11 protein-coding genes are annotated in these 15366 nt (G+C 57.2%); 1 reads left to right on the top strand and 10 read right to left on the bottom strand.

The features are described from left to right. Positions 1 to 14: 14 nt before the first annotated feature. The 10 genes from cydB to sdhC form a co-directional block, all read right to left on the bottom strand. Positions 15 to 1154 (bottom strand): cytochrome d ubiquinol oxidase subunit II, encoded by a 1140-nt coding sequence (gene cydB, locus VGC33_RS12905; protein ID WP_331121170.1) that lies wholly within the window; start codon positions 1152 to 1154, stop codon positions 15 to 17. 12 nt (positions 1155 to 1166) lie between these two features. Beyond that, a complete protein-coding gene (gene cydA, locus VGC33_RS12900) occupies positions 1167 to 2735 on the bottom strand; it encodes a cytochrome ubiquinol oxidase subunit I (RefSeq protein WP_331121169.1) in 1569 nt (522 codons plus the stop codon). An 850-nt stretch (positions 2736 to 3585) separates the two neighbouring features. Continuing rightward, complete coding sequence (gene sucD / locus VGC33_RS12895; protein ID WP_331121168.1) at positions 3586 to 4455, bottom strand: succinate--CoA ligase subunit alpha; 870 nt, start codon at positions 4453 to 4455, stop codon at positions 3586 to 3588. Then, on the bottom strand, positions 4455 to 5621 hold the full coding sequence (gene sucC, locus VGC33_RS12890; protein ID WP_331121167.1) for an ADP-forming succinate--CoA ligase subunit beta: 1167 nt from the start codon (positions 5619 to 5621) through the stop codon (positions 4455 to 4457). Before sucC ends, sucD begins: the two co-directional genes overlap by 1 nt. Before the next feature lie 149 nt (positions 5622 to 5770). Beyond that, positions 5771 to 7009 (bottom strand): 2-oxoglutarate dehydrogenase complex dihydrolipoyllysine-residue succinyltransferase, encoded by a 1239-nt coding sequence (odhB, locus tag VGC33_RS12885; RefSeq protein ID WP_331121166.1) that lies wholly within the window; start codon positions 7007 to 7009, stop codon positions 5771 to 5773. Positions 7010 to 7024: 15 nt separating this feature from the next. After that, positions 7025 to 9832, bottom strand: a complete 2808-nt coding sequence (gene sucA / locus VGC33_RS12880; protein ID WP_331121165.1) for a 2-oxoglutarate dehydrogenase E1 component — start codon at positions 9830 to 9832, stop codon at positions 7025 to 7027. Between the two features lie 68 nt (positions 9833 to 9900). Then, positions 9901 to 10617 carry a succinate dehydrogenase iron-sulfur subunit gene (locus VGC33_RS12875; RefSeq protein WP_331121164.1) on the bottom strand — a complete coding sequence of 239 codons (717 nt, stop codon included), beginning with the start codon at positions 10615 to 10617 and terminating at the stop codon, positions 9901 to 9903. Between the two features lie 17 nt (positions 10618 to 10634). Next, positions 10635 to 12401 (bottom strand): succinate dehydrogenase flavoprotein subunit, encoded by a 1767-nt coding sequence (gene sdhA / locus VGC33_RS12870; RefSeq protein WP_331121163.1) that lies wholly within the window; start codon positions 12399 to 12401, stop codon positions 10635 to 10637. After that, positions 12402 to 12749, bottom strand: a complete 348-nt coding sequence (gene sdhD, locus VGC33_RS12865) for a succinate dehydrogenase membrane anchor subunit (protein ID WP_331121162.1) — start codon at positions 12747 to 12749, stop codon at positions 12402 to 12404. Beyond that, positions 12743 to 13132, bottom strand: a complete 390-nt coding sequence (gene sdhC / locus VGC33_RS12860) for a succinate dehydrogenase cytochrome b556 subunit (protein WP_331121161.1) — start codon at positions 13130 to 13132, stop codon at positions 12743 to 12745. The genes sdhD and sdhC overlap by 7 nt, the downstream gene beginning before the upstream one ends. Positions 13133 to 13768: 636 nt before the next feature. On the opposite strand from sdhC, the gene VGC33_RS12855 reads away from it, so the two are divergent. Further along, positions 13769 to 15049, top strand: coding sequence for a citrate synthase (locus VGC33_RS12855; protein WP_331121160.1), 1281 nt, complete (start codon positions 13769 to 13771; stop codon positions 15047 to 15049). Positions 15050 to 15366 lie beyond the last annotated feature (317 nt).

Raw genomic sequence — 15366 nt, 5'->3', positions numbered from 1 at the left:
TTTCAGCTCCTTCCTCAGTACAGCGTATGCGCGTTTTGTTCGATATGCTCTTTGGTGATGCGACCATACATCTTGTAATAACACCAGATGGTATAGAGCAGCACAATCGGCACGAAAATAACGGCGACGATGGTCATCACCTTAAGCGTCAGCAGGCTGGAGGTGGCGTCCCATACCGTGAGGCTGGCTTCAGGCATGGTGGTCGACGGCATGATAAACGGAAATAAGGTTACCCCCGCCGTCAGGATGATGCACGCAACGGTAAGCGAAGAAAAAATAAACGCCCAGGCGCCTTTGCCAAGGCGTGAACACAGCAGGGTCAGCAACGGCAGCGCCACGCCAAGCGCCGGAATCGCCCAAAGCAGCGGATAGCTGTGGTAATTGGCCAGCCACGCGCCGGCCTGGTGCGCCACGGTTTTGTTCAGCGGGTTGGACACGGCGTTGGTATCGATAACCGAGGTAATGGTGAAACCGTCGATGCCGTTGACCAGCCACACGCCGCCAAGCAGGAACAGCACCAGCGTCGCCAGGCTGCTGATTTGCGTTACGGCGCGAACCCGCGCCAGCAGATCGCCGGCGACGCGCATCTGCAGATAGGTCCCGCCCATGCTGATAAACATCGCCAGGCTAACCAGCCCCGCCAGGAGGCCAAAGGGATTCAGCAGTTGGAAGAAGGTGCCGGTATAATAAAGGCGCAGGTACTCATCCACGTGGAAGGGGACACCCAGCAGCAGGTTGCCGAAGGCAACGCCTATCACCACCGGCGGCACAAAACTGCCGATAAAGATGCCCCAGTCCCACATGCCGCGCCAGCGCGGATCTTCGATTTTTGACCGGTAATCAAAGCCCACCGGACGGAAAAACAGCGAAGCCAGCACCAGGATCATGGCGATATAGAACCCGGAAAACGCCGCGGCGTAAACCATCGGCCAGGCGGCGAACAGCGCGCCGCCTGCGGTGACCAACCAGACCTGGTTGCCTTCCCAATGCGGCGCAATGGTATTGATCATGATCCGCCGTTCGGTATCGTTGCGGCCCATGATGCGCATCAGCATGCCGACGCCCATATCAAAGCCGTCGGTTACCGCGAAACCTATCAGCAGGACACCGATCAGCACCCACCAGATTAAGCGTAATACTTCATAGTCAAACATGGCGTGGGCTCCTTAGTATGCTTTCTGCGTGGTGAGCGTCGGCTGCTCGAAATGATAGCGACCGGTGTGCAGGCTGCTCGGCCCCAGGCGCGCGTATTTAAACATCAAATACATCTCGGCCACCAGGAACAGGGTATACAGCCCGCAGATAAGCCCCATGGAGAACAGGATATCGCCCGCGGTCAGGCTGGAGTTTGCGACCGCGGTCGGCAATATTTCACCGATGGCCCAGGGCTGGCGGCCATACTCGGCGACAAACCAGCCGGCTTCGATGGCGATCCAGGGAATGGGAATGCCGTACAGCGCGGCGCGGTGCAGCCAGGGACGTTGGCCGATGCGGTTACGGATCACGCTCCAGAAGGACAGTGTGATGATAATAAGCATCAGCACCCCGCCGAGCACCATGATGCGGAAGGAGAAGTACAGCGGCGCCACGCGCGGAATGGAATCGCTGGTGGCGCTCTGGATCTGCTCTTCGGTGGCGTTGGGGATATCATCCGTGTAGCGTTTCAACAGCAGGCCGTAACCCAAATCCTGTTTTATCGCGTTGAACTGGGCGCGCGCCGCCGGATCGGCATGGCCGCCGCGCAGCTGCTGCAACAGTTCATAGGCTTTCATGCCGTTGCGGATACGGATTTGATGCTGCGCCATCAGGTCCTTGATGCCGGTGACCTGGCGATCCGTCGATCGGGTGGCGATAATGCCCAGGGCAAAGGGGATCTGGATGGAGAAATGATTGCGCTGCAGGGTCTGGTCGGGGATGCCGAACAGGGTAAACGGAGCCGGCGCGGGCTGCGTTTCCCATTCCGCCTCGATGGCCGCCAGTTTGGTTTTTTGCACGTCGCCCATTTCATAGCCGGATTCATCACCCAGCACGATCACGGACAGCACGGCCGCCATGCCGAACGCCGCCGCGATGGCGTAAGATCTCCTGGCGAAGGCGATGTCACGACCTTTAAGCAGGTAGTAGGAACTGATGCCCAGGACAAACATGGCGCCGGTACAATAGCCCGCGGCCACGGTATGCACGAACTTCACCTGCGCGACCGGATTGAGCACCAGGTCGGCGAAGCTGACCATTTCCATGCGCATGGTTTCATAGTTGAAATCCGACGCGATGGGATTTTGCATCCAGCCGTTGGCCACCAGTATCCACAAAGCGGACAGGTTGGAGCCCAACGCCACCATCCAGGTGACCGTCAGATGCTGCGTTTTGCTCAGGCGATCCCAGCCGAAGAAGAACAGACCGACAAAGGTGGACTCCAGGAAGAAGGCCATTAATCCTTCGATGGCCAGCGGAGCACCAAATATGTCGCCGACGTAGTGGGAAAAGTACGACCAGTTGGTTCCGAACTGGAATTCCATGGTCAGGCCGGTGGCTACCCCCAGGGCAAAGTTGATACCAAACAACTTGCCCCAGAATTTCGTCATATCTTTATAGATCTGCTTGCCGGACAGGACGTAGACCGTTTCCATGATGGCTAATAAGAACGCCAGCCCCAGGGTCAGTGGGACAAACAGGAAATGGTACATCGCCGTTAGGGCAAACTGTAACCGTGACAGTTCGACGACATCAAACATGTTGACTCCTTGCTCCTCGCAGGATGGTTCCCACGTGCGGTAATCTGGCGCCCTGGCATAACAAAGCGACGCAACAACCCGCGGTGAATAATAAAGAGTTTATAATTGTTCCCGATTATCGATTTAACCGGCAAAAACGGACAACCTGGCGCCCAAGCGGTAAATCGACGGCGGTTTTTTTTTCAAACGCACTATCTGGCATTAAACCAACCATATAGTACCCCTCAACTTACTCAGGATAAATACCTTTTTTCGTGATGCAGCTTATGAAATCACGTCTCGATCAAAACACGATTTTATCGACGGCAATAGTGAAATTGAGCCAGCGCAAGTTTTGCTGATTTGAACATAAAACGCCACCAAAAATCATTGATTTAGCGCAATTTTTCTCTAAGAATGTTAAAGAGTGTTATTTATTTACTTTACAAAAGCGCTGATGTTAAAAAACTGTAATTAATAAGATCGCGAAATTAAGTAAAAAGGCAAAAAAACCGCCGGAAATATTTTCTATTTGTTAAGACATCATTATTTAATGACCTAATGATGCAATAGAAGCGCGCTATCACAATTATGGATTTAATTCACAATAAAGGGGACATGGCGAAGAAAAAAAGAAGGGGACAGACCAGGTAGCCAAAACGGCAACCCGATTTCAGCGCCGAACTCACAACAGAGGTGTTAAAGCGAGAGTGCGCCAACACCGGACCCAAAGCAAACGTGTTCAAGGGAGAGCGTGCCGATGGGGTCGAATCGGGCGTGGTTTATCCGCCCGACCAAGCGCCCCATGGCACGGTATGCCCGCCAGCACCGGATCACACATCGATCCGGTTAGCGGGCACGCTGGCTTATGCTATGGCAGCAGGGTCTTCAGCGCGGCGCCGATATCCGCCAGGCTGCGCACGGTCTTCACTCCCGCCGCTTCCAGCGCGGCGAATTTCTCGTCCGCGGTGCCTTTGCCGCCGGCGATAATCGCCCCGGCATGCCCCATACGCTTGCCTTTAGGCGCGGTAACGCCCGCAATATAACCCACCACCGGTTTGGTGACATGATCCTTGATATAGGCGGCGGCTTCCTCTTCCGCGCTGCCGCCGATTTCGCCGATCATCACGATCGCCTCGGTCTGCGGATCCTGCTCGAACAGCTTCAGGATATCGATAAAGTTCGAGCCGGGGATCGGGTCGCCGCCGATGCCGACGCAGCTGGACTGCCCCAGCCCGGTATCGGTGGTCTGTTTAACCGCCTCGTAGGTCAGGGTGCCGGAACGCGACACTATACCCACCCGGCCCGGTTTGTGAATATGACCGGGCATGATGCCTATCTTGCATTCGCCGGGAGTAATGACGCCCGGACAGTTCGGCCCGATCATCCGCGAGCCGCTTTGCTCCAGCTTGGCCTTCACCACCAGCATATCCAGGGTCGGGATACCCTCGGTAATACAGATAATCAGCTCAATGCCGGCGTCAACCGCCTCCAGGATGGAATCTTTGCAAAACGGCGCCGGGACGTAAATCACCGAAGCGGTGGCGCCGGTTTTTTCCACGGCTTCGCGCACGGTATTAAACACCGGCAGGCCGAGATGCTCGGTGCCGCCCTTGCCCGGCGTGACGCCGCCGACCATTTTGGTGCCGTAGGCCAGCGCCTGCTCGGAGTGAAACGTGCCCTGGCTGCCGGTGAATCCCTGGCAGATAACTTTGGTATTTTTATCAATTAATATGGACATTATTTTCCCTCCACCGCGGCGACCGCTTGTTGTGCCGCGTCGGTCAGACTGGTGGCGGCAATAATATTCAGGCCGCTCTCGGCCAGGATCTTCGCGCCCAGCTCGGCGTTATTGCCTTCCAGACGCACCACCACCGGCACGTTAACCCCCACATCCGCCACCGCGCCGATAATGCCTTCGGCAATCAGGTCGCAGCGCACGATACCGCCGAAAATATTCACCAGCACCGCTTTAACGTTTTCGTCCGACAGGATGATCTTAAAGGCTTCGGTCACGCGCTCCTTGGTGGCGCCGCCGCCCACATCCAGGAAGTTGGCCGGGGAACCGCCGTGCAGCTTAACGATATCCATGGTGCCCATGGCCAGGCCCGCGCCGTTCACCATGCAGCCGATATTGCCGTCGAGCGCCACATAGTTCAGCTCCCACTGCGCAGCCTGGGCCTCACGGGCGTCTTCCTGACTCTTATCGCGCATTTCACGCAGCTCCGGCTGGCGAAACAAGGCGTTGCCGTCGGCGCTCAGCTTGCCGTCCAGGCAGACCAGATTGCCTTCCCGGGTGATAACCAGCGGATTAATTTCCACCAGCGCCAGATCCCGCTCCAGGAACAGCGCGGCCAGTCCCATGAAAATCTTGGTGAACTGCCCGACCTGCTTGCCCGAAAGACCCAGCTTAAACGCCAGCTCGCGGCCCTGGAACGGCTGGGGGCCGGTCAGGGGATCGAGGGAAACCTTATGGATCAGGTGCGGCGTCTCTTCGGCAACTTTTTCAATTTCCACGCCGCCTTCAGTGGAGGCCATAAAGACCACGCGCCGGGATCCGCGATCCACCACCGCGCCCAGGTAAAGTTCCTTATCAATATCGGTTGCCGCCTCCACCAGGATTTGGTGAACCGGCTGGCCCAGGGCGTCCGTCTGATAGGTTACCAGGCGCTTGCCCAGCCAGTGTTCGGCGAAGGCGCGGATTTCCTCTTTGCTTTTAACCACCTTGACGCCGCCGGACTTGCCGCGGCCACCGGCGTGAACCTGGCATTTAACTACCCAGGGACCGGCGCCGATCTTGGAGGCGGATTCTTCCGCTTCCCGCGGCGTGGTGCACGCAAAACCCGTGGGGGCAGGCAGACCATACCGAGCAAACAGCTGTTTTGCCTGATATTCATGTAAATTCATGATGTTGTTTCCATCTTCGTCTGGGAGTGTCGGCGGCGGCGTGATTCAGCCGCCCTCGAATGGTGCTTGCGCAGGCGCCATGGCGCTACGTCCCGCAGGCAACCGGCCGGCCGCGGCCCGGTGACTTCCCGGCCCGCGACCGACGATTGCTATACATCAAGCAGTAAGCGCGTCGGGTCTTCCAGCATGTCCTTGATCGTGACCAGGAAGCTCACCGATTCCTTGCCGTCAATCAGACGGTGATCGTAGGACAGCGCCAGGTACATCATCGGCAGGATAACCACCTGCCCGTTCACCGCCATCGGCCGGTCCTTGATGGCATGCATGCCGAGGATGGCGCTTTGCGGCGGGTTGATGATGGGCGTGGACATCAGCGATCCGAATACGCCGCCGTTGGTAATGGTAAAGTTACCGCCGGTCAGTTCTTCCACTTTCAGCTTGCCGTCGCGGCCCTTTATCGCCAGTTCCTTGATGGCCTTCTCGATATCGCTCATGCCCAGCGCATCCACATCGCGCAGCACCGGCGTCACCAGCCCGCGCGGAGTGGATACCGCAATGCTGATGTCGAAGTAGTTGTGGTAGACCACGTCTTCGCCATCGATGGAGGCGTTGACTTCCGGGAAGCGTTTCAGCGCTTCCACCACCGCTTTAATATAAAAAGACATAAAGCCGAGACGGATGCCGTGGCGTTTTTCAAAGCCGTCGCCGTACTGCTTACGCAGCTCCATAATCGGCTGCATGTTGACTTCATTAAAGGTGGTCAACATGGCGGTATTGTTTTTCGCTTCCAGCAGCCGCTCGGCGACCCGTTTGCGTAAACGGGTCATCGGCACGCGTTTTTCACTGCGGTTGCCCAGCCCGGCGACAGGCGCGGACTCCGGTGCCTTGGCTGCCGGCGCCGGCGCGGCGGCGGGAGCCGGCGCGGACGTTTTGGCCACCAGATGTTTATCCACATCCTCGCGGGTGATGCGCCCGCCGACGCCGCTGCCTTTAATCTCTTCGGCCTTCAAATCATGTTCGGCGATAAGCCGGCGGATGGCCGGGCTGAGCGCTTCGTTGCTTTCTTCCTCAAGGCCGGCGGTATAGCGCTGCGCCGGGGTGGATTCCTTGCTTTGCGATTTTTCGGCCGTTTCCTGTCCGGAACTGTCGCCGGGACGCAGGCGTCCGAGCACCTGGCGGGAAGTGACGGTCGCCCCTTCATCCTCCAGCAATGCATCCAGCACGCCCGCCTCGGGGGCCGGGACTTCCAGCACCACTTTGTCGGTTTCGATTTCCACCAGCACTTCATCACGCTGAACGCTATCGCCGGGCTTTTTGTGCCAGGTGGCGACGGTTGCATCGGCAACCGATTCAGGAAGATCGGGAACCAGAATATCTACGCTACTCATTATCTATCCTTATATTTAATTAACGTTCAGCGCGTCATTGACCAGATTTTTTTGTTGTGTCTGGTGCACGGACAAATACCCAACCGCCGGCGAGGCGGAAGCCGGGCGTCCCGCGTAACGTAGCGATGCTCCACGAGTAATGACTTCAAGGAAATGATGCTGGCTGCAATACCAGGCACCCTGATTGAGCGGTTCCTCCTGGCACCAGATAAAATCCTGCACATGGGCAAAAGGTTGCAATGCCTCCCGCACCGCCTGATGCGGGAACGGATACAGTTGTTCGATTCGCACGATGGCCACATCCCGCTGCCCGTTTTTGCGCCGCTGATCCAATAAGTCATAATAAACCTTACCAGAACAGAGCACGACGCGCTTAACGTCCTTGGGATCCAGATCGTCAATTTCGCCAATGGCCGGCAAGAAACTACCGTTAGCCATATCCTCCAGCGACGAGATGGCCAGCGGATGGCGCAGCAGCGATTTCGGCGACATGACAATCAGCGGTCGGCGCATATTGCGCAACGCCTGGCGCCGCAGCATATGATAAACCTGCGCCGGCGTGCTCGGAACGCAGACCTGCATGTTCTGCTCGGCGCACAGCTGCAGATAGCGCTCCAGGCGGGCCGAAGAATGTTCCGGTCCCTGCCCTTCGTAACCATGGGGCAGCAGCATCACCAGCCCGCACATCCGTCCCCATTTCTGCTCGCCGGAGCTGATGAACTGGTCGATCACCACCTGGGCGCCGTTGGCGAAATCGCCGAACTGCGCTTCCCAGATAACCAGGGTACGCGGCTCGGCGGTGGCATAACCGTATTCAAACGCCAGCACCGCCTCTTCGGACAGTACGGAGTCCCATACCCGAAAGGAGCCCTGGCCGTTATGCACATGGGCCAGCGGCGTATAGGTGGAGCCGTTTTTCTGGTTATGCACCACCGCGTGGCGATGGAAAAAGGTGCCGCGCGCCGTATCCTCGCCGGACAGGCGTATCGGCACCCCTTCATCGACAAGCGTAGCGTAGGCCAGCGTTTCGGCGCCGCCCCAGTCGAACGGCTTGCTGCCGGCGGCCATCAGGGCGCGATCGCTATAGATTTTCGCCACCCGGGGCTGCATTTCCACGCCTTCCGGCACTTCACTGATGCGGCGGGCCAGTTCTTGCAGGCGCTTGGGCTCGACTTCGCTGGCATACGCCTCGTCCCAATCGTGATTGAGGAAGCGCTGCCAGGTAAAGGAATGCATGTTCATCGGCCGCCATTCCTTCACCACGCACTCGCCGCGATCGAGCGCGTCGCGATAGAGATTCACCATTTCGGTGGCGTCTTCCAGGGTGGCGACACTATCGCGCTCCAGGCGATCGGCATAGATCTTGCGCGGCGTCGGGTGTTTTTTGATCTTGTGGTACATCAGCGGCTGCGTGGCGCTGGGTTCGTCCGCCTCGTTATGGCCGTGGCGGCGGTAGCACACCAGGTCGATCATCACGTCGCGCTTGAAGGTGGTACGGAAATCCAGCGCCACGCGGGTGACAAAGGCCACCGCTTCCGGATCGTCGGCATTGACGTGGAAAATCGGCGCCTGCACCATCTTGGCGATATCGGTGCAGTACTGGGTGGATCGGGCGTCATGGGGGTTGGAGGTGGTGAAGCCGACCTGGTTGTTGACCACGATGCGCACCGTGCCGCCGACGTCATAACCACGCGCCTTGGACATGTTCAGAGTTTCCTGCACCACGCCCTGCCCGCTGATGGCCGCATCCCCGTGCAGGGTAATCGGCAGCACCATTTTACTGCTCTGCTCGCCGAGCCGGTCGATACGCGCGCGCACCGAGCCGCCCACCACCGGGCTGACAATTTCCAGATGCGACGGGTTAAACGCCAGGGCCAGATGGACGATGCCGCCCTCGGTTTCCATATCGGAGGAAAAACCCTGGTGATATTTCACGTCGCCGGTGCCCAAATGCTCTTTATGCTTGCCGGCGAATTCGTCGAACAGATCCTGCGGTTTTTTTCCCAGCACGTTAATCAGCACGTTCAGCCGGCCGCGATGCGCCATACCCAGCACCACCTCACGGGTGCCGTTCTTGCCGGCATAGCGGATCATTTCCTTGAGCATCGGGATAAGCGCGTCGCCGCCCTCAAGCGAAAACCGTTTGGCGCCGGGGAATTTGGCGCCCAGATAGCGTTCGATGCCTTCGGCCGCCGTCAGCTCGCTCAGGAAACGTCTCTTTTCGTCGCGATCGAAGCTCGGCTGCCCCACCACCGATTCGATATGCTGCTGAATCCAGCGTTTCTCCTCGGTATCGGTGATATGCATATATTCGGCGCCGATGGAGCCGCAATAGGTGCGTTTCAGCGCCTCGTACAGGTCGGCCAGCTTCATGGTTTCCTTGCCGATGGCAAAGGAACCGACGTTAAAGCTTTCCTGGAAATCGGCTTCGGTAAGGTTATGGAACGCCGGGTTTAAATCGGGCACCGTTTCCTGTTTCCATAACCCCAGCGGATCAAGGTTGGCATGCTGGTGGCCGCGAAAACGGAACGCGTTGATAAGCTGCAGGACTTTGACCTGCTTGGAATCATTGTCCGGATCGTTGACCGTGGACGTATAGCGGGTCGCGTCTTTGGCCAGGCGCCGGAAATAATCCCGGGTTTTGGAGTGGAGTTGATCGGGACTGACGCCGGCGGTGGGCAGCTGTTTGAAAATCAAACTCCAGCTGTCGTCGACGGAATCAGGATCCGTTAAAAAGTCTTCATAGAGCTGCTCTATGTAGGACTGGTTCGCCCCCGCCAGGTAGGAGGAATCCAGCCAGGCCTTCATTGCGCCGTTCTGCATTATGATCCCTTAAGCTTGTTAGCTTCAGTTTTCGCCGTGGTTAACATGTAACGTATTTGCCTTTACTATCAGGCGCTATGCTGTACCAGCATGCTCTTGATATGCCCGATGGCTTTGGTCGGGTTCAGTCCTTTGGGACATACGCTGACACAATTCATGATGCTGTGGCAGCGGAATACGCTGAAAGCATCGTTCAATTCATCCAGCCGCGCCGCCCTTTCGGTGTCGCGGCTGTCTATCAGGAATCGGTAGGACGCCAGCAGCCCGGCCGGACCGATAAACTTATCCGGATTCCACCAGAAGGACGGACACGAGGTCGAGCAACAGGCGCAAAGGATACATTCATATAACCCGTCCAGTTTTTCGCGCTCCACGGGGCTTTGCAAATGCTCCCGCGCCGGTGGATTCCTGCCGTTATTCAACAGGTAAGGTTTAATCTTCTCATACTGGGCATAGAACTGGCCCATGTCCACCACCAAATCACGCACCACCGGCAGCCCGGGCAGCGGGCGGATGATGACTTTTTTATCGCCTTTACGCAGGGCGGATAACGGCGTGATACAGGCCAGGCCGTTCTTGCCGTTCATATTCACGCCGTCGGAGCCGCACACGCCTTCGCGGCAGGAGCGGCGAAACGCCAGCGTGGGATCCTGTTCCTTCAGCTGGATGAGCGCATCCAACACCATCATGTCGTGCCCTTCGCCCACGTCCAATTGGTAATCCTGCATGCGCGGCTGGTCGTCGACATCAGGATTATAGCGATAAACTGAAAATTCAACTTTCATTACGTAAGCCCTCTGCCTTAGTAGGTACGCACTTTCGGCGGGAACGCCGGGCGTAACGTCGGCTGCATGTTCACCTCGCGGCGGGTCATGGTGTCGCTTTCCGGCAGATACAGGCTGTGACACAGCCAATGCTCGTCGTCCCGATCCGGGAAATCGAAGCGGCTGTGGGCGCCACGGCTTTCCGTGCGGTAATTAGCGGCCACCGCGGTGGAATAAGCGGTTTCCATCAGGTTGTCCAGTTCGAGGCATTCCACGCGCTGGGTGTTGAATTCGGTCGAGGTATCGTCCAGGCGGGCATCGTTAAGCCGCTCGCGAATGGTTTTCAGCTCGGCCAGGCCCTTGGCCATGGCATCGCCTTCGCGGAATACCGAAAAGTTATTTTGCATGCAGGCCTGCAACGCTTTGCGGATATCCACCGGATTTTCGCCGGTGCGGTTATTGTTCCAGCGGTTGTAGCGCGCCAGGGAGGCGTCGATATCGTCGTCGCTGGCATCGCGGAAAGCCCCCTGTTCCGTCAGGGATTCCTGAAGATGCATCCCCGCCGAACGGCCGAACACCACCAGATCCAACAGGGAATTGCCGCCCAGGCGGTTGGCGCCGTGAACCGATACGCAGGCGATTTCACCCACCGCGAACAGGCCGGGGATCACCACATCGTTGCCCTGGGCGTCCACCGTTACCGCCTGCCCGGTGACCTTGGTGGGAACGCCGCCCATCATATAGTGGCAGGTGGGGATTACCGGGATAGGTTCTTTGATCGGATCGACATGGGCAAAGGTACGGGATAACTCCAGAATGCCCGGCAGGCGCGATTCCAGGACTTCCTTGCCCAAATGGTCGAGCTTGAGCTTGACGTGCGGGCCCAAAGGGCCGTCGCAGCCGCGGCCTTCGCGAATTTCAATCATAATGGAGCGGGCGACCACGTCGCGGCCGGCCAGATCCTTGGCGTTGGGCGCATAGCGCTCCATAAAGCGCTCGCCGTCCTTGTTGAGCAGGTAGCCGCCCTCGCCCCGGCAGCCTTCGGTGACCAGCACCCCGGCGCCGGCGATGCCGGTGGGATGGAACTGCCACATTTCCATATCCTGCACCGGCACCCCGGCGCGCAGCGCCATGCCGATCCCGTCGCCGGTATTGATATGGGCGTTGGTGGTGGATTGGTAGATGCGCCCGGCGCCGCCGGTGGCAAGGATAGTGGCCTTGGCCTTGAAATAGACGACTTCGCCGGTTTCAATACACAGCGCGGTGCAGCCGACAAAGGCGCCGTCCTGGTTCTTCACCAGATCCAGGGCATACCATTCGGAAAAAATGGTGGTATGGTTTTTCAGGTTCTGCTGATACAGGGTGTGCAGCAACGCATGGCCGGTACGGTCGGCGGCGGCGGCGGTACGCGCCGCCTGTCCCTGTCCATAGTTGAGCGACTGGCCGCCGAAGGGGCGCTGGTAGATGCGCCCGTCGTCCAGACGGGAAAACGGCAGCCCCATATGTTCCAGCTCCAGCACCGCTTCCGGACCGGTTTTGCACATATATTCAATGGCATCCTGATCGCCGATATAGTCGGAGCCCTTAACGGTGTCATACATATGCCATTGCCAATCGTCCTCATGGGTGTTGCCGAGGGCGACGGTAATGCCGCCCTGGGCGGATACCGTATGGGAACGGGTGGGGAATACCTTGGAAACCAGGGCGCAGGAGAGGCCCATTTGCGAAATCTGCAGCGCGGCGCGCATACCGGCGCCGCCGGCCCCGATGACCACAGCGTCAAATTCTCTTACTGGCAAACTCATTTACGCACCCCACACCACGACGGTTCCATAAAGTAAATACACCAACAGGGCGATGACGATGGCCAGTTGCAACAACAGGCGCAGCGCCAGTACCTTGATGTAATCCGTTAATACCTGCCACATGCCGATCCAGGTATGCACCAGGACGGATAACAGGGTCAGCAGGGTAAAGACTTTTGTCATGGGCAAGGCGAAAAAACCGCGCCAGACATCGTAGGTCAGGCTGTCGGCGAACACGACAAACCCGAGCAGGTAGATGATGTACAGGCAGATTACGATGGCGGAAGCGCGAACCAATAACCACTCATGAACTCCGTTACGTCCCAGTGCCGAAGCATTGCTTACCATACGAGTACTCCCGCCAGTATTGACAGCACAATTGTGATCACAAATGTAACATTTGCCGTTAATTTACCCATGGCAAAAGTCTCGTCCAGGTAACCGAAATCCATCAGCATATGGCGAATGCCGCCGATGACGTGATACGCCAGCGCGGTTAAAATACCCCACATAATGAATTTAATGATGAAGCTGTCCATGATGGCGGCAGCCTGGGCGAAGCCTTCGGCGGAGGAGAGCGACAGACCGAGGATCCATAACAGGATGCCGACGGCCACAAACGTGATGACACCGCTGGCGCGGTGAAGGATAGAAGCTATCGCAGTAACAGGGAACCGGATCGTTTGCAGATCCAAGTTGACAGGCCTTTGTTTTTTCACGGTTTTGCCCACACAGCTATTATTATTTTTCCTTCCTCCGGGCCTGGGTGGATTCAGACAGCGTTAAGGCTAACCATGACACGTCATGTGCTCAATAAACAAATCCCTTGTGCTTAAATGACGCGTTAAATAACGCTGGGTGCTCCTACAACAGGGACTTCCGGAGACCTTTGTGAAGTATATGGCTTTCACATAATGATTACAATTACCCTACAATTTGTTTGGTAACATTTAGGCTGTTTAGTGACCTGGGTCACGAATTTTACATTTACCCCAAATCTATATAACCGCATTGACAAAAAAGCAACAATTCAATTACAAATGGCGTGACGAATATGCTATAACCGAAGCAAGTAATGGTTGAGACGCTTTCGCCTCGGCAAAGATTATGCAACAGTGTGAAGCGGGTCTTAAACTTCGCGGTTAAGACGCCTTTATAACCAGCTAAGATTAATATCAGTAAATCTTCAACAACCGGGAACCGCCGTTTTTTCATCCTGAACGGGAATAACTTGCACCATCCTCACGCTCTGTACCCTGCATTATGTCAAGTCAGAGCGGCGGACTGACAATAAAAGCGCAAGGCCCCGCGGGCATGCCGGTATTCTACGGTGGAAGATTTATCATAAAAGCGCTAAGGAGATTGTAATGGCAGACAATAAAGCGACGCTTAACCTACCCGGTGAAGCGCCAATCGAACTGGACGTATTGACCGGAACCCTGGGTGCCAAAGAGATCGATATCCGCACTCTGGGCGGCAAAGGTTATTTTACCTTTGATCCCGGCTTTACCTCCACCGCATCGTGTGAATCTAAAATTACCTATATAGACGGTGACGAAGGCATTTTATTGCATCGTGGCTATCCTATTGATCAACTGGCACTGCACTCCAATTTCCTTGAAGTCTGCTATATCCTGCTCAACGGCGAAGCGCCGACCCTGGAACAGTTTGACGAATTCCGCGATATCGTTACCCGCCACACCATGGTGCATGAGCAGATTACCCGGCTGTTTAACGGTTTTCGCCGCGACTCGCATCCGATGGCGGTATTGTGCGGCGTGACCGGCGCGCTGGCGGCCTTTTATCATGACTCGCTGGATGTCAACGTCGAGCGTCACCGCGAAATCGCCGCGTTCCGTTTATTATCCAAGATGCCGACGGTTGCCGCGATGTGCTACAAATATTCCATCGGCCAGCCGTTTGTCTATCCGCGCAACGATCTTTCCTATGCCGGTAATTTCCTGCATATGATGTTCTCCACGCCGTGCGAGGAGTATGTGGTGAATCCGGTGCTGGAACGCGCCATGGACCGGATTTTGATCCTGCACGCCGATCATGAACAGAACGCATCCACCTCCACCGTGCGTACCGCCGGCTCGTCCGGCGCCAATCCATTCGCCTGTATCGCGGCGGGTATCGCGTCCCTGTGGGGGCCGGCCCATGGCGGCGCCAACGAGGCGACCCTGAGGATGCTGGAAGAAATCTCAAGCGTGGAGCATATTCCGGCGTTTATTGAACGCGCCAAGGATAAGAACGATTCTTTCCGTCTGATGGGTTTCGGCCATCGGGTGTACAAGAACTACGATCCGCGCGCCACCGTGATGCGCGAGACCTGCCATGAAGTGCTTAAAGAACTTAAGCTGTCCGACGACCTGCTGGCGGTAGCCATGGAGCTTGAGCATATCGCCCTGCACGATCCGTACTTTATCGAGAAGAAGCTGTATCCGAATGTGGATTTCTACTCCGGCATTATCCTGAAGGCCATGGGCATTCCCTCAACCATGTTTACCGTGATCTTCGCCATGGCGCGCACCGTGGGCTGGATTGCCCATTGGAAGGAAATGCACGACGACGGCGTTAAGATTGCGCGTCCGCGCCAGTTGTATACCGGGTACGATAAACGCGAGTTTACATCGCAGATTAAATAGGCCCGCGGGCTTTGATGCGATATTAGCGGGCATACGGTGCCCAGGAGAGCCTGCCGCTTGCGGCGGGCTTTTTGTTGTCTCGGGGGGGGGCGCTGGCGGCTGGCGGCTGGCGGCTGGCGGCTGGCGGTATGATTTATGGCGCAATGGCGGGGGTTTCGCTTGCCGTGCGTGCGGTATTTATATGTATTGCCGGGTGCCGGCAAGCGACAAGAAGGGGCTCACGCGAGCCCCTTCTTGACTTCCCCGCGCCCGGCAGGTCGCGCGTCGCTGCGCGATGCCTTCCGGCGCCCATGCCCCCGTGATGCACCGGCCCGGTT

Origin of the sequence: Acerihabitans sp. (genome assembly GCF_036398755.1) — a bacterium.
GTDB lineage: Bacteria > Pseudomonadota > Gammaproteobacteria > Enterobacterales > Enterobacteriaceae > Acerihabitans.
Note: the sequence above shows the minus strand (reverse complement) of the source record. Positions and strands in the feature narration are given on the sequence as shown.